The 14,567-nt window shown below is 68.8% G+C and carries 15 protein-coding genes; 11 read left to right on the top strand and 4 right to left on the bottom strand.

Going from position 1 to position 14,567, the window contains the following annotated elements; translation table 11 throughout:
• Positions 1 to 141: 141 nt before the first annotated feature.
• Positions 142 to 2,343 carry a molybdopterin-dependent oxidoreductase gene (locus tag QH470_RS19020; protein ID WP_280273732.1) on the bottom strand — a complete coding sequence of 734 codons (2,202 nt, stop codon included), beginning with the start codon at positions 2,341 to 2,343 and terminating at the stop codon, positions 142 to 144.
• A gap of 187 nt (positions 2,344 to 2,530) precedes the next feature.
• Between QH470_RS19020 and QH470_RS19015 the strand changes: the two genes are divergently transcribed.
• Positions 2,531 to 3,022 (top strand): beta-class carbonic anhydrase, encoded by a 492-nt coding sequence (locus QH470_RS19015; protein WP_280273731.1) that lies wholly within the window; start codon positions 2,531 to 2,533, stop codon positions 3,020 to 3,022.
• Positions 3,023 to 3,052: 30 nt separating this feature from the next.
• Here QH470_RS19015 and QH470_RS19010 read toward each other — a convergent pair whose 3' ends face one another.
• Complete coding sequence (locus QH470_RS19010; protein ID WP_280273730.1) at positions 3,053 to 3,958, bottom strand: NmrA family NAD(P)-binding protein; 906 nt, start codon at positions 3,956 to 3,958, stop codon at positions 3,053 to 3,055.
• 98 nt (positions 3,959 to 4,056) lie between these two features.
• On the opposite strand from QH470_RS19010, the gene QH470_RS19005 reads away from it, so the two are divergent.
• On the top strand, positions 4,057 to 4,605 hold the full coding sequence (locus tag QH470_RS19005) for a TetR/AcrR family transcriptional regulator (RefSeq protein WP_280273729.1): 549 nt from the start codon (positions 4,057 to 4,059) through the stop codon (positions 4,603 to 4,605).
• Between the two features lie 17 nt (positions 4,606 to 4,622).
• Here QH470_RS19005 and QH470_RS19000 read toward each other — a convergent pair whose 3' ends face one another.
• Positions 4,623 to 5,198 carry a CGNR zinc finger domain-containing protein gene (locus QH470_RS19000; protein WP_280273736.1) on the bottom strand — a complete coding sequence of 192 codons (576 nt, stop codon included), beginning with the start codon at positions 5,196 to 5,198 and terminating at the stop codon, positions 4,623 to 4,625.
• Between the two features lie 102 nt (positions 5,199 to 5,300).
• Between QH470_RS19000 and QH470_RS18995 the strand changes: the two genes are divergently transcribed.
• From QH470_RS18995 to QH470_RS18955, 9 genes are all read left to right on the top strand, one after another.
• Positions 5,301 to 6,473, top strand: a complete 1,173-nt coding sequence (locus QH470_RS18995; protein ID WP_280273728.1) for an epoxide hydrolase family protein — start codon at positions 5,301 to 5,303, stop codon at positions 6,471 to 6,473.
• Positions 6,474 to 6,587: 114 nt separating this feature from the next.
• A complete protein-coding gene (locus QH470_RS18990) occupies positions 6,588 to 6,776 on the top strand; it encodes a hypothetical protein (RefSeq protein WP_280273727.1) in 189 nt (62 codons plus the stop codon).
• Positions 6,777 to 6,905: 129 nt separating this feature from the next.
• Entirely contained in the window at positions 6,906 to 8,045 is a 1,140-nt protein-coding gene (locus QH470_RS18985) for an LLM class flavin-dependent oxidoreductase (protein ID WP_280273726.1), read from the top strand.
• A gap of 1 nt (position 8,046) precedes the next feature.
• Positions 8,047 to 8,712, top strand: a complete 666-nt coding sequence (locus QH470_RS18980) for an FMN reductase (protein WP_280273725.1) — start codon at positions 8,047 to 8,049, stop codon at positions 8,710 to 8,712.
• A gap of 293 nt (positions 8,713 to 9,005) precedes the next feature.
• Complete coding sequence (locus QH470_RS18975) at positions 9,006 to 10,010, top strand: Acg family FMN-binding oxidoreductase (RefSeq protein ID WP_280273724.1); 1,005 nt, start codon at positions 9,006 to 9,008, stop codon at positions 10,008 to 10,010.
• 169 nt (positions 10,011 to 10,179) lie between these two features.
• Positions 10,180 to 11,328 carry an acyl-CoA dehydrogenase family protein gene (locus QH470_RS18970; protein ID WP_280273735.1) on the top strand — a complete coding sequence of 383 codons (1,149 nt, stop codon included), beginning with the start codon at positions 10,180 to 10,182 and terminating at the stop codon, positions 11,326 to 11,328.
• 95 nt (positions 11,329 to 11,423) lie between these two features.
• Positions 11,424 to 12,137 carry a 3'(2'),5'-bisphosphate nucleotidase CysQ gene (locus tag QH470_RS18965; protein ID WP_280273723.1) on the top strand — a complete coding sequence of 238 codons (714 nt, stop codon included), beginning with the start codon at positions 11,424 to 11,426 and terminating at the stop codon, positions 12,135 to 12,137.
• Positions 12,138 to 12,187: 50 nt separating this feature from the next.
• Positions 12,188 to 12,631, top strand: coding sequence for a pyridoxamine 5'-phosphate oxidase family protein (locus tag QH470_RS18960; RefSeq protein WP_280273722.1), 444 nt, complete (start codon positions 12,188 to 12,190; stop codon positions 12,629 to 12,631).
• Positions 12,632 to 12,648: 17 nt separating this feature from the next.
• Positions 12,649 to 13,785 carry a Fic family protein gene (locus QH470_RS18955; protein WP_280273721.1) on the top strand — a complete coding sequence of 379 codons (1,137 nt, stop codon included), beginning with the start codon at positions 12,649 to 12,651 and terminating at the stop codon, positions 13,783 to 13,785.
• An 8-nt stretch (positions 13,786 to 13,793) separates the two neighbouring features.
• On the opposite strand, the gene QH470_RS18950 is transcribed toward QH470_RS18955, so the two are convergent.
• Positions 13,794 to 14,477 carry a class I SAM-dependent methyltransferase gene (locus QH470_RS18950; protein WP_280273720.1) on the bottom strand — a complete coding sequence of 228 codons (684 nt, stop codon included), beginning with the start codon at positions 14,475 to 14,477 and terminating at the stop codon, positions 13,794 to 13,796.
• Positions 14,478 to 14,567 lie beyond the last annotated feature (90 nt).

Genomic DNA, 14,567 nt, shown 5'->3' with positions numbered 1-14,567 from the left:
CCCCAGCCTCGTGGTGGCCCCCCGCTCGCTCGAACACTCCCCCTTCCGGGCGGTGGGGTTACCCTAATCCTACTCATAGCCAAAATACCCCCCCGGGCGGGCTGTTGCCCCCCCCCCTGGCCGGATGAGCTTGTCGCGGGGTTACGGCGCGCTCGCCGCTGCCGCTTCGACCGAGCGCTCCGGGGTGTCCGACGATGTGGCCGTGACGCTGACCCAGGTGTTGTTCACCGCGGAGGTGCCGGATAGGGGATCCACCAGCGCGGGGTCGTGGAGGAGATTGACGTTGGCGCCGGGGAGGGAGGCTGCCAGTCGCCAGCCGACGCCCGGCTCCTGGTGGCCCCAGCCGTGCGGGATGGCGACGGTGCCGCGGCGGATGTCGTCGCTGATCTCCACGGTCACTACGATGGAGCCGGTGCTGGAGGAGACGCTGACCGAGTCTCCGTCGGCGAGGTCGCGGGGGTCGGCATCGTCGGGGTGCATGAGGACGGTGCAGCGGGCGCGGCCCTTCACCATGGCGGGCACGTTGTGCAGCCAGGAGTTGTTGCTGCGCAAGTGCCTTCGGCCGATCAAGCGCAGATCGTAGCCGTCCGGTCCGGCGGGCGGGGCCTGCCGGAGGTCTTCCACGATCGTGCGGGCGGCGGCGACGAAATCGGTCGGGGCGAGGTGCACCTTACGGTCGCGGGTTCCGATCAGTTTGGGCAGCCGGGGCCGCAGCGGGCCGAGGTCGATACCGCCGGGGGCCTCGCGAACATCCTTGACGCGCAAGCCTTTCCGCCCCCGCCGCAGCACACCGTAGGGACCGGCCGCGATACCCAGCGCGCCCAGTCGCAACGGGCTGAGCCGCTCGAACACGCCGTTGAGAGTGCGGCCGGTGAACCGGCGGGCGGGCAGCGGCGCCAACTCGGTGACCATCCGCGCCAGAATCTGCCAATCCTCCAGGCCGTCGGCCGGCGGCTCGAAGACGCGGGCGTCGTACCGCAGGTTGTTGCGCACGCTGAAAACGGGGAACAACAGGTTGACGTCTTCGCGTTCCAGCGGGGACACCGGCGGCAAGATGATGTCGGCATGCCGGGTGGTTTCGGTGATGTACATGTCCACGGCCACATAGAAATCCAGCGATTCCAGCGCCGCGTCCAGGCGGCCCGCCTGCGGCGTCGACAGCACCGGATTACCGGCGTAGGTGATCATCGCCCGGACCTGTCCCGCACCCTCGGTGAGGATCTCGTCGGCCAGCGCCGCCACCGGCAGTTCGGAACGGAAGGACTTGTACTTTCCGGAGCGATCGGTCCACGCGCCGTGGCCCATGGACAAATACTTGCCGGCCCGGGGCGCGTCGACGGGCGGCGTCGAAAACATCTGCCCGCCCGCACGATCCAGATTTCCGGTGACCGCGTTGATCGTGTTCACCAGCCAGTGCGTCAATGTGCCGGTCACCTGCTGGCACACGCCGATGCGCGCGTACAGCACCGCCGACGGGGCGGCCGCGTGCTCGCGCGCGAAGCGGCGGATGGTCTCCGCGTCGACGCCCGCGTGCGGCGCGGCCAGTTCCGGAGTGAAGTCCGCGACCAGCGCGCGCAGGTCGTCCCAGCCCGCGCACTGCCGCCGAATCGCCGTGTCGTCACAGAGGTTTTCGGTGACCAGCACGTGCAGCACGGCCAGCAGCAGATGGACGTCGCCGCCGGGGACTACGGCGATGTGCTCGTCGGCCAGCCGCGCGGTCTCGGTGCGCCGCGGGTCGATCACCACGACGTTCCCGCCGCGGCCGCGCACATCCTTGATGCGCTGCTTGGCATTCGGCATCGTGGTCACCGAGCCGTTCGACACCGCCGGATTCGCGCCCAGGATCACCAGCCGGTCGGTGCGGTCGATATCGGCGATCGGCATGAGTACGTTCGAACCGAACATCCGCCACGCCGCGAACTCCTGGGGAAACTGGTCGATGGAGGACGCGGTGTAGAAATTGCGCGTCAGCAGCGCCATGCGCAGCAGTGCCCCGTACAGCACCGAGGAGCTGTGCGCCGCCGGATTACCCAGATACATCGCGATCGCGCTCGGCCCGTGCGCGCGCCGGATCGTGCGCAGGCGCTGCCCGATCTCCCGGAACGCCTCGTCCCAGCCGATCGGCTCGAACCCGTCGGCAACCCGCCGCACGGGCGTCCGCAGCCGGTCGGGGTCGTGGTGCAGTCCGCCCATCGCCGTTGCCTTCGGGCAGATATATCCTTGGGAGAGAACGTCTTCCGGGTTTCCCTCGATCCGCGCGACCTGATCTCCCTCGACGGTGACCAGGATCCCGCAGTGCGCCTCACACAGGGTGCACTGCCGAGCAACAATGCGACTACTCATAGCTCATCCTCTCGAGCGGCCCACCGCGAGCGTACCGCTCCCCTCCGCCCCGGTACACCCATCCCGAGGCGGATATCGACACGCCAGGTTTCAACTCAGCGTGGGTCTATCCATCGCGGCATCGGCGCCCGGCCTGCCACCGTGAATGCGCACATTCGCATATCGAAACCTTCGGAGGTTCGCGCACATGACCGTGACCGATGAGTATCTGGACAACAACGCGCGGTACGCCGCGCAGTTCAGCGGTCCACTCCCCTTGCCGCCGAGCAAGCACGTCGCGGTGGTCGCCTGCATGGATGCCCGCCTGGACGTGTATCGCATCCTCGGTCTCCAGGAGGGCGAGGCCCATGTCATCCGCAATGCCGGCGGCGTGGTGACCGACGACGAGATCCGTTCACTGGCAATCAGTCAGCGGCTGCTCGGCACCACCGAGATCATCCTGATCCACCACACCGATTGCGGCATGCTGACTTTCACCGACGACGACTTCAAGCGCGGCATACAGGACGAGACGGGACTGAAGCCGGCATGGGCGGCCGAGGCATTCGCCGACCTGGACGAGGATGTGCGGCAATCCTTGCGCCGCATCGAAGCGAGCCCCTTCGTCACCAAGACGACGTCACTGCGTGGCTTCGTCTTCGACGTCGCCACCGGCAAATTGGCGGAGGTGACCGCCTGATTCGCCGTATCGCGTCGACATCCAGGCCCGTTATGCGCGGAAGGTAGTGGTGGCCCACTCCGCGAAAGTCGTAGTGGGCAAACCCAAGTCGTGCGCGGCTCGGGGGTGCGCCGGTGCGGGATGTGCGCTCACGTATCGCTGCGACCGGACGAATTCGGGCAGCAAACCTTGCGCCGCAGCGTCTTCCGGACTGTCGGGAAGTTCGATCGTCGTGCCGAGCGCCTCGGACAGCAGCTTCGCGGCGGTGCGGAAGGTCAGGCGTTCACCGGCCAGTTCGAGTTCGACGCCATGGAACCGGGCCGGATCGGCGAACGCCGCGGCCGCGGCCGCCCCGATGTCGTCCACCGCGACGAAGGGCTGCGGGGTATCCGGATCGACGGCGACCAGCAGACGATCCGAATCACCTCCGGCGAAGTAGAAGGACGGCCGGACGAAATTCTCCATGAACGTCGACGGCCGCAGAATCGTCCAGTACCGGAAGCCCGCCTCCCGCACGACCTGCTCCACAGCGGCCTTGCTGCGCCAATAGTGCCCCATATGCGCACCCCAGCGCTCCTCGTCGATTTCGCGCGGATCACGGCCCGCGCCCGACACCGACGTGTGCACCAGGTGCGACACCCCGGCCGCACGAGCCGCCTCGGCCAGGGCGCGGCCGTAGCGGACCTCCGCGTCACCCATGAGATCGGCCATGTCGGGCATCTGCACCGAGAACACGCCGCGGGCACCCTCGAGGGCCGCGCGCAGCGAATCCGGATCGCCCAGATCACCGCGTACCAGCGTGGCGCCCAGATCCGCCACCGCGCGGGCACGGCCGGAATCCGGATCACGCACCAGCGCGCGCACCGCCACACCGTCGGCCAGCAGCGCCCGGGCGACCGCACCGCCCTGCCGCCCGGTAGCACCGGTGACCAGCACGAACCCATCGCTCGATGACATCTCGGACTCCTCTCGACATAAATGGGGTGGTACCCCACTTCATGCCGACTAGCATATGGAGGAGCACCCCGTTTTGTCGAGGGCGAGAGGAGAGGGCGATGGCGCCGACCCGTGCGGCACGACCGCAGCGGTCGGATTGGCAGCGCAATCACCAGCGGCTGCTGACCGTGGCGGCGGAACTGGTCGCCCGCGACGGCGCCGGGGTGTCGCTCGAGGAGATCGCCCGGCGGGCCGGGATCGGCTCGGCGACGCTGCACCGGCACTTCCCCTCGCGACAGGCGTTGCTGGAGGAGATATTTCACGACGGCGTCGAACGACTCTGCCGCCGCGCGGACGAACTCGCCCGCGAGGATCCCGCGCACGGTCTGGTTCGCTGGCTGGAGGAACTGACCGTCTACACCGCGAACACCCGCGGCCTGGCCATGTCCCTCGCCATGCCCGCGCGGCCCGACACCTCCTGCCACGCTTGGGTTTCCGACGCCGCCGGCGGGCTGATGACGCATGCGGTCGAGGCGGGCGCCGTCCGCGCCGGGGTATCCCTGGCCGACCTGCTCGACCTGGTCAATGCCATCTCGATCGCCACCGAGGGTGACGAACCGGCGGCCCGCCGCCTGCTACGCCTCGCAGTCGAGGGCCTGCATCCCTGAGCCGGCTCGTGTGTCGCTCACTCCGTTGACGCGGCGCCTTTGCGATGGCTGGCGTGGAAGCGCGCCTTCTTCTCCCGATTGCCGCACGTATTCATGTCACACCATCTGCGGGTGCGGCTTCGGCTGGTGTCGAAGAAGGCGGCTCGGCAGGTCGGCGAGGCGCACAGGGCCAATTTTCCGTCGCGTTCGCCCGCGATGATGCCGATCGCGTCGACGGCGATGACTCCCAGTGCGTCTTCCACACAGGACGGCGAGCTGAGTCGCCATTGCCGATTGCCCTCGGGCGTCAGAACGGCCACCGCCCGGCCCTGAATGCTGCGGTCGTTGATGATACGCACGGCGGACGCGGGGAGAGCGTCCCCGGTCGCGGCCGCTGTCGCGGCGGCGTGAATCGATTCCCTCAGTTCCCGAGCGAGTTCGAGTTGGGCTGCGGTGCAGGAGTTTACGGCCAGGCCGTTCACCGCCAGCCAGTCGACGAGTCGCCGCGGCGTGGGAATGCGTTCCACGGCATCGCCATAGCGCTCGGACAGAGTCCCGGTGAAGCTGGTCGCCAGCACATTACCGAGGCGGAAGTCAGGAAACCCAGCAGGCATGGAACCACCATAGCCGGTTGCACACCCATCCGACGGCATGTTAGAACCGTCTTAGCCGGTTCACGAGGGGTCGTGGCCGCCGATCGACAGCCAGGAGGTCTCATGAACAGTCCAGCCAGCGACGTGCACGCATTCGAAGCCCACGCGACCGACGCCGACCTCGCCGATCTCCACGCGCGATTAGCCGCCGCGCGGCTACCGGAAGCCGAGACGGTCCCTCGCGCCGCGCCCGGACCGCGCCGTTGGGAACAGGGCGTCCCCCTCGCCGATCTCGTCGATCTCGTGGACTACTGGCGTACGGAATACGACTGGCGGTCGTTCGAAGCGCGCCTCGACCGAATCGGCCAGTTCCGCACGACAATCGACGATCTCGGAATCCATTTCCTGCACCGACGATCCACGCGCGCCGATGCCACTCCGCTGATCTTGACCCACGGCTGGCCGGGCAGCGTTGCCGAATTCATCGATGTAATAGACGAATTGGCCGATCCGGAAGATGCGGATACGCCGGCGTTCCACGTCGTGGCTCCGTCGCTACCGGGCTTCGGATACAGCGACAAACCGGATACCACCGGCTGGGGCATCGAAAAGATCGCGGCCGCATGGGTGGAACTGATGGGAAGGCTCGGCTACCGCAAATTCTTGGCCCACGGCGGCGACTGGGGCGGCGTCATCACCACCATCCTCGGCGGCAGGTTCCCGGAGCACGTGCTCGGCATCCACACCACGACCGCGCAGGCACCGCCCGGCTCTACCACCGACGGATTGACGACACTCGAGCGCGAATGGACCGAGGAAACCCGTGATTTCTGGCGCCATCGCGCCGCGTATGCGAAGCAGCAGGCGACCCGGCCGCAGACCATCGGCTACTCGCTCGTCGATTCGCCGGTCGGGCTCCTCGCCTGGATCCTCGACAAATTCGCCGAGTGGACCGATACCGAGGACAGCCCGTTCGAGGCGATCTCCCGGGATCGCATTCTCGACGACGTCACGCTGTATTGGCTGACGCGGACCGGCGCGTCGGCGGCCCGTATCTACTACGAAAGCCACAACTCCCTCGCCCCCGAACTCCGGGTCGACGTCCCGTCGGCGATCACCGTATATCCCCGCGACATCGAGAAATACCCGCGCCCCTGGGCACAGGAACGGTACCGCCAGATCGTCCGCTGGCGGTCCCCCGAAACCGGAGGACATTTCCCGTCCCTGGAAGTCCCCGAATATTTCGTCGATGACCTGCGAGCAGGCCTCGCGGCGGTGCTGGCCGCCGGTCGGTGAACGAAAGACGGCTTCCTGAACCCGATTTCAGGCCGGTTCAGGCCCGCTTCAGCCACCCGTTGCGACAGTGGCCTCGCGATCGAGACCACCATCGAGCGAGAGGCGGAACAGGGTATGGACCACACAGTGCGCATCGGCCGGCATCCCTACCGGATCGTCGGCAAGGCTCCACTGTCCACGGTGTCGCGGGCCTGCTACGGCAAACACCGCTACACCTTGCAGCGCGTCACGGACGGGTCGCTGTGGCTGGCCTTCGGCGCCCGGCTCACCGCCGCGTCGGAACTGGTTTGCGCACACCGGTAGGTCCCGGGAGGCCGTCCCGGCGTGCACCGCCCCCGCACGCGGGGACCACCGGAATACGCGCGCACGGTACCGTGTTCCCTTGGTTGCCATGTCCACCAAATTGGTGGAGCGAGAACCGAGGAGGACACCGTGCAGTTCGGAATCTTCAGCGTCGGGGACGTCACCGCCGACCCGACCACCGGCCGGACGCCCACCGAGGCCGAGCGCATCAAGGCGATGGTCGCCATCGCGTTGAAGGCGGAAGAGGTCGGGCTCGACGTGTTCGCCACCGGTGAGCACCACAATCCGCCGTTCGTGCCGTCGTCGCCGACCACCCTGCTCGGCTACGTGGCCGCCCGCACCGAGCGGTTGCAGTTGTCCACCGCGACGACGCTGATCACGACCAACGACCCGGTGAAGATCGCCGAGGACTTCGCCATGCTGCAGCACCTGTCCGACGGCCGGGTGGATCTGATGCTGGGCCGCGGCAACACCGGCCCCGTCTACCCCTGGTTCGGCAAGGACATTCGCGAGGGCATCCCGCTCGCCGTCGAGAACTACCACCTGCTGCGCACGCTGTGGCGCGAACCGCGAGTGGACTGGCAGGGCAAGTTCCGCACTCCGCTGCAGGGCTTCACCTCGACGCCCGCGCCGCTGGACGGGACGCCGCCGTTCGTGTGGCACGGGTCCATCCGCTCGCCGGAGATCGCCGAACAAGCCGCCTACTACGGTGACGGTTTCTTCCACAACAACATCTTCTGGAACGCCGAGCACACCGCGCAGATGGTGCACCTGTACCGGCAGCGCTACGAGCACTACGGGCACGGTGCCGCCGACCAGGCCGTCGTCGGTCTGGGCGGACAGGTGTTCATGGCCGAGACCGAGGCGGCGGCGAAGAAGTTCTTCCGGCCCTACTTCGACAACGCGCCCGTCTACGGCCACGGACCGTCGCTGGAGGAGTTCACCGAACTCACCCCGCTGACCGTGGGAACACCCGAGCAGGTCATCGAGCGCACCCTCGGCTTCGCCGACAACGTCGGTGATTATCAGCGTCAGCTGTTCCTGATGGATCACGCCGGGCTGCCGCTCGAGGTGGTGCTGGAACAGCTCGAGATCCTCGGCCGCGAGGTCGTGCCGGTGCTGCGCCGGGAGTTCGAGGCACGTCGTCCCGCACACGTGCCCAGCGACCCGCCGACCCACGCCACGCTGGTGGCCGCCGGGCCGGACACGCCGTACCACCTCGTCGAGCCCGCCCGCGAGCGCATGCTCGCCGAAACCCGGAAGGAATGACGTGAGCCGCACCGTCGTCGTCCTGACCGCAGGACTGTCCCAGCCCTCCACCACCCGGCTGCTCGCCGACCAGTTGTCCGGCGCGGTGGCCGCCGCCGTCACCGCGCGCGGCGAATCCGTCGACTTCGAGGTGGTCGAATTGCGGGAGCTGGCAACGGATCTGGCGACCACCATGACCACCGGCGGCCTGCCGACACCGGCGGTCGCCGCGGTCCGGGACAAGATTTCCGCGGCCGACGGGGTCATCGCCGTCACGCCCGTGTTCGCCGCGAGCTACAGCGGCCTGTTCAAGATGTTCATCGACATCCTGGACCCCGACGCGCTCAACGGCATGCCGGTGCTGATCGCCGCCACCGCGGGCACCCCGCGCCACGCGCTGGTGCTCGACCACGCCATGCGGCCGCTGTTCAGCTATCTGCGCGCGGTCGTCGCGCCGACCGGAATCTTCGCGGCCACAGCGGATTTCGGCTCCGAAGGCCTCGCCGAACGGGTCCGGCGCGCCGCCGCGGAGTTCGCACCGCTCGTGCTCGCCGAACAGACCACGGTCGCGGGCTTCCGCGCCGAGCAACCGCCCCGCGCACGCACCTCCGGCAATTCCCTCCCGGCCCCGACACCGTTCGCCGAACTGCTCGCCGGGCACAACGGAGTGCTCACCGGGGCCGAATAGGACCGCCGCGCGAAGCGTGCGGCAGCGGGTTTACACGGCTCGGACGTGAGCGCCCTACTGGCCGGGTTGCGAGGTCGACGGACTGCTGCGCGCCCGGCCGTGGACCCGGCGTGGGCCGAGCCCGGGAGCGGTCCGTGCCGCGGTATCCGTCCGCTGACCCGGCATTGTGCCTCCGGCACCCACGCGGTGTTTGCGCAAACTCAGGGCAACGCCCAGCATGGACAGTGAGCACTGGCCCGCCGCCCTGGACGCACGACCCTGACGGGTCACCGAACCCAACGGAGGCTGGAACCATGACCTTCCCGAACCCGTCCGGCACCCGCGCCGAACCCGACGAGGAGACCATCCTCGCGGTGCTGCGGCTCGCGCAGCGGGCGCCGTCGGTGCACAACACCCAGCCCTGGCAGTGGGTGCTCGCCGACGGCGAACTGCATCTGCACACCGACCCTGACCGCATGCTGCCCGCGGCCGATCCGCACAGCCGCCAGCAGGTCATCAGCTGCGGCGCCATGCTGCACCACGTCCGCACCGCGTTCGCGGCCCGCGGCTGGCACACCGACATCACCCGCCTGCCCGACCCCGCGCGCCCGGACCACCTGGCGGCGCTCGAGTTCCGGCCCTGGCCCGATCCCCCGCCGGGCATCGCGGCGCGCGCGGCGGCGATCGAGCGGCGGCGCACCGACCGCCTCCCGCTGCTCGAACCGCGCGGCTGGGACGAGCTGCTGCCCGCCCTGCGCAAGCTGGTGTCACCGCACGACTTGGCCCTCGAGGTGCTCGACGACGCCGCCCGCGAACAGCTGGCAAAGGTGTCCGCGCGCGCCGCCACCGCCCGCGACGACGACGCCCTGTATCAGATGGAGTTGCATTGGTGGACAGGACATTCCGGCGCGTCGGAGGGCGTGCCGGAGAGCGCGCGGGTCTCGGCCGCCGAATCCGCCCGGGTCGACGTCGGCCGGGAATTCCCCGCCGTCCCGCACTCGATGCGTCGCCCCGCACTCACCGATCGCGCGGAACTGGTGGCGCTCGGCTCGTACGGCGACGCGACGCCACAGTGGCTGCGCACCGGCGAGGCCCTGTCCGCCGTCCTGCTCGAAGCCACCGCCGCCGGCCTGGCGACCTGCCCGATCACCCACGTCACCGAACTTCCCGCGGGCCGTAGCGCCGTCGCCGACCTCCTTCCCGACCGAGCCGCGCCACAGGTCGTAGTCCGCATCGGCACCGCCCCCGCCGGTGAACCGGAACTACCTCCCACCCCGCGCCGCCCGCTCGCCGACATCCTCACCGTCCACCACAGCTGACAAGGGTTTCGGGAGGGACGGAGTTCCCGCTGCCACAGTCGAAGACGATGTGCCGACGGGATTACCGGCTGGTGGATAGTCTTGGCCCGGCGGCATTCCGAGTGTCTCCGATCAGAAATCGTTCGGCTGGCGCGCATCGGACGGCGGAGGAGGTCCTCACGTGGATGAACTGGCCGAAACGGCCTCGCGCATGCGAGCTTTCATCGACGGGGAGGTCATTCCGCAGGAGTCGGCGCTGGCCGCCGATGACGCGGCCGCGCTGTCCCGATTGCGCGAGCGCGCCAAGGAACTCGGGCTGTGGGCGCTGGGCCATCCGGCCGAACTCGGCGGTGGCGGTGTGCCGTTCCTCGACTTCGTCCACCTGAACGAGATCATCGGCCGTTCGGAGTTCGGGCAGCTGGCGGTGGGCTCGGTCTCCATGCAGGACACGCTGATGCTGCACCGGCACGGTACCGAGGAGCAGCGCCGCCGCTGGATCCCGCCCATGGTGGCCGGCGACATCCTGCCGTCGGTGGGGCTGACCGAACCGGAGGTCGCGGGCTCGGACCCGACCCTGATCGCCAGTCGCGCCGAACTCGACGGCGACAGCTGGGTTATCAACGGGCACAAGTGGTTTACCACCGGAGCGCAACAGGCCGCCTACTGCACCGTGTTCGCCCGGACGGAGCCGGAAGACGTCCCGAAGCACGCCAGGATCAGCGCGATCATCGTGCCGACCGATACTCCGGGCTTCGAGATCGTGCGCTCCATCCCGACCATGGGTCACGACCCCAGCGACCACTACGAAGTCCGTCTCACCGACGTGCGCGTCCCCGCCGAGAACCTGCTGGGCGAGCGCGGCAAGGGTTTCGCCGTGGCGCAGGACCGGCTCGGCCCCGGCCGGATCTTCCACTGCATGCGGTGGCTCGGGCAGGCCCAGCGCGCCTACGAACTCATGTGCGAGCGGGCCAACACCCGGTACGCGCACGGCTCCCTGCTTGCCGAGAAGGGCGAAATCCACAGGTACATAGCCGAATCCGCCGCCGAGATCCACGCCGCCCGGCTGATGACCCTCGACGCCGCCCGCGCGATGGACGCCGGAGAGGACTACCGGGTGCGCGTCGGCCTGGTGAAATTCTGGGGTGCGCGCATGCTGCACAACGTCATCGACCGCGCCATCCAGGTGCACGGCGCGCTCGGCCTGACCGCCGACACCCCGCTGGAACGCATGTACCGGCAGGCCCGCTACGCCCGCGTCTACGACGGGCCGGACGAGGTGCACCGCATGTCCACCGCGCGCCACCTCCTGCGCTCCCCGGACGCCGCACCGTGGCGGTAACGCCGTAATCCGCAACCGCAGCGCCCGTGGACCGGGTGATCAACACGCCGTGGCGGGCGGGCATACTCGGTCGGGTACCGAGGATTAGGACGGGCATGGACGATCACTACCTGGCGGCGGCGCTCGCCGAGGAAGCCGGTGAGCTGTTGCTCGCCATCCGGGCGGAGGGCGGGGCCGTCGGAGACCGTCGGTCCAACACGCTGCTGCTGGAGCGGCTGCGGCAGGAGCGGCCGGACGACGCCGTGCTGTCCGAGGAGAGTCCCGACGATGCGGTGCGTCTCGGCCGGTCGCGGGTATGGATCATCGACCCGCTCGACGGCACCCGGGAGTACGGCCAGCCGCCCCGCGACGACTGGGCGGTGCACGTCGCGCTCGCGGTGGACGGCGCGCCGGAGGCGGGCGCGGTCGCGCTGCCCGCGCAGGGCATCGTGCTGCACACCGGCGAACCGCCCCCACTCGCTCCCGCGCACTCCGGACCCGTCCGCGTCGCGGTGTCCCGCAGCCGGATGTCGCGGGAGGTGCAGCGGTTGACGACCGAGTTGTCGGCGACGCCGGTGCCGATGGGGTCCGCGGGCGCGAAGGCGATGGCCGTCGTGCGCGGCATCGCCGACGTCTACGCGCACTCCGGCGGTCAGTACGAATGGGATTCGTGCGCACCGGTGGCCGTCGCCGCGGCGGCCGGACTGCACGTCTCCCGCCTCGACGGCTCGCCGCTGCGCTACAACCGGCCCGACCCGTACCTGCCCGACCTGCTCATCTGCCGCCCCGAACTCGCGCAACCCGTACTGGCCGCGGTGCGCCACGGCTGAGTCCCCCGTTCACGACCGCGGGGCGGGTACGGCGCACGTAGACTCCGCACGTGACCGATCTCGCGGATTTCGCACGGCTGCTCGCCGGTGATCACGGCCTGTGCGTCGTGTCGACCGCCCGGGCGGACGGCAGCATTCAGTCGTCCTTGGTGAACGCCGGTGTGCTGCCACACCCGGTGACAGGCGATCGAGTGGTGGGCATGGTGGTCCGCGGCGGCACCCGCAAACTGGACAACCTCCGCGCCCGCCCCCGCACGACGGCCGTCGCCCGCGTCGGCTGGCAATGGGCCGCCGCCGAGGGTCCTGTGTGGATCGCCGGCCCCGACGACCCAGCCCCCACCATCGACCCCGAACGCCTCCGCCTCCTCCTACGCGAAATCTTCACCGCCGCAGGCGGTACCCACGAAGACTGGGACGAATACGACCGAGTAATGACCGCCGAACACCGCACCGCCGTCCTCATCACCCCCGACCGCATCTACAGCAACAGCTGAGGCCGGGCGCACGGGTCATGCTGTTCCCGACGCCGGCCCTGACAGCCATCGACGAACACGTCCTGACCGAAGTCGACCGAATGCGCACTGACCTGTGCCATGCAGTGCGCTCCGAGCCGGGAAGATGGGCCGCCGCGCTGCGCAAATTCCTGACAGCGGATGCTGTCGCGGCATCGAACTCCATCGAGGGGTTCAAGGTTTCGACCGTCGATGTCGAGGACCTGATCGCAGGTGAACGTGATGTCGAAGTCTCCGAGGAGGACAAGGCCGAAACGCTCGCCTACGAGCGCATGATGACCTACATCCAGACACTGCACGACGTAGATGACTTCGCCTACAGCAAGGGTTTGCTCAATTCGCTGCACTGGATGCTGCAGGGGCACCGGCACACCGAGCGACGACCGGCCGGTCAATGGCGACGCGGACCGGTGTATGTCACCGATGCCCGCGACCCGAGCATCGCCGCATATACCGCCCCGGACGCCGATGAAGTGCCACAGTTGATGGCGGAACTGGTGGACTGGCTCGATGCCGACGATGGCACACACCCGCTCGTCCGCGCGGCGATGGCCCATCTGCACCTTGTCTCCATCCACCCCTGGGCGGATGGCAATGGGCGGATGTCGAGGTCCCTGCAAACGTTGCTCATCGCTCGGGAAAGCGTTCTCGCACCGGAGTTTTCGTCCATCGAGGCCTGGCTGGGGAGGCCCGGTAATACTTGGGAGTACTACCAGGTGCTCGGTCGGCGCGGCAGTACGTATCGGCCGGATCAGGATGTGGCCGAATGGATCAGGTTCAATCTGACCGCGTATCACCAGCAGGCGCAGACCGTGCACGCGCGCTGGGTTCGCGCCGGTACCGTGTGGTCGATGCTGGAAGAGTATCTAGCCGGTATCCGCATAGACGAACGGGCGGTCAGCGCGCTGCACGATGTAGCGCTGTCCGGCCGGGTCCGCCGGACACGCTACGAGCAGGCCGAAGGGCTGAGTGTGCAGCAGGCACAACGTGATCTGCGTGATCTCGTGGCGCTCGGCGTCCTGGAGCCTGTCGGCCGCACCCGGGCCCGCTTTTACAAGGCGGGGCCCGATTATCCGGCGGATGTGCTGGCGGTCGCCCGGACGCCGACCGCGCTGACCGAACCCTATCGTCGTTGACGAGGCGATCAGTCGAGGTGGGCCGACAGTAGCCAGGCCGGGATGGATTTGCGGCCGTTGCCTTCGTCGCACAGGCCCGCGCCCATCATCTCGTCGAGGTTGGGGAGATGGTCGGGGAGATGGGCGTGGATGCGGGCGGGGCGGATCTCGTCGATCGTCCAGTAGCGGCCGACGATATCGCGCAGTTCGTCGGCGGTGACCGGGTGGACCGGGTTCACCGGCACGGTGGCCTTGTCGAACACCAGCACGAAGTAGGAGGCGCCGGGGGCCGCGGCACGCACGATCGACTGCTGGTAACCCTCGCGCAATTCGACCGGCATCGAGTGGAACAGGGTGCTGTCGACGATGGTGCCGAAGCGGTTGTCGTAGCCGGTGAACGCGCTGATGTCGGCCACCTCGAAGCTCGCGTTCGACCGACCGCGGGCCGTGGCCTCCTTGCGCGCGAGTTCGATCGCCGTCGGCGACTGGTCCAGGCCGACCGTCGTGAAACCCCGCGCGGCCAGGTGCAGCGACAGCGCGGCCTCGCCGCAACCGGCGTCGAGCACCTCGCCGTGGAACTTCCCGGCCTCGATCAGCGCGGCGATCTCGGGCTGCGGCTCGCCCAGACTCCACGGCGGACGACCCCCGCCCATCTCGGGTCGCTCACCGCGATAAGCGGATTCGAAGATCTCGTCGGACGAAGGTGTTGTCATACACCCGGTGTATCAGAGGTCGGCGTCGAGCGCACCGAGCGACAGGGCGGACCGGGGCTGTGCGACCCTCGTAGCGAAAGTTGTCGCGCC

Origin of the sequence: Nocardia wallacei (assembly GCF_029868745.1) — a bacterium.
GTDB lineage: Bacteria > Actinomycetota > Actinomycetes > Mycobacteriales > Mycobacteriaceae > Nocardia > Nocardia wallacei_B.
This window is presented reverse-complemented; position numbering and strand designations above follow the sequence as displayed.

Excerpts from the sequence above, each read along its gene's own strand:
- QH470_RS19010 (WP_280273730.1), bottom strand. The coding sequence starts at position 3,958 with ATGTCATCGAGCGATGGGTTCGTGCTGGTCACCGGTGCTACCGGGCGG.
- QH470_RS19000 (WP_280273736.1), bottom strand. The coding sequence starts at position 5,198 with ATGCCTGCTGGGTTTCCTGACTTCCGCCTCGGTAATGTGCTGGCGACC.
- QH470_RS18995 (WP_280273728.1), top strand. The coding sequence starts at position 5,301 with ATGAACAGTCCAGCCAGCGACGTGCACGCATTCGAAGCCCACGCGACC.
- QH470_RS18965 (WP_280273723.1), top strand. The coding sequence starts at position 11,424 with ATGGACGATCACTACCTGGCGGCGGCGCTCGCCGAGGAAGCCGGTGAG.
- QH470_RS18990 (WP_280273727.1), top strand. The coding sequence starts at position 6,588 with ATGGACCACACAGTGCGCATCGGCCGGCATCCCTACCGGATCGTCGGC.
- QH470_RS18975 (WP_280273724.1), top strand. The coding sequence starts at position 9,006 with ATGACCTTCCCGAACCCGTCCGGCACCCGCGCCGAACCCGACGAGGAG.
- QH470_RS19020 (WP_280273732.1), bottom strand. The coding sequence starts at position 2,343 with ATGAGTAGTCGCATTGTTGCTCGGCAGTGCACCCTGTGTGAGGCGCAC.
- QH470_RS18955 (WP_280273721.1), top strand. The coding sequence starts at position 12,649 with ATGCTGTTCCCGACGCCGGCCCTGACAGCCATCGACGAACACGTCCTG.
- QH470_RS19005 (WP_280273729.1), top strand. The coding sequence starts at position 4,057 with ATGGCGCCGACCCGTGCGGCACGACCGCAGCGGTCGGATTGGCAGCGC.
- QH470_RS18950 (WP_280273720.1), bottom strand. The coding sequence starts at position 14,477 with ATGACAACACCTTCGTCCGACGAGATCTTCGAATCCGCTTATCGCGGT.
- QH470_RS19015 (WP_280273731.1), top strand. The coding sequence starts at position 2,531 with ATGACCGTGACCGATGAGTATCTGGACAACAACGCGCGGTACGCCGCG.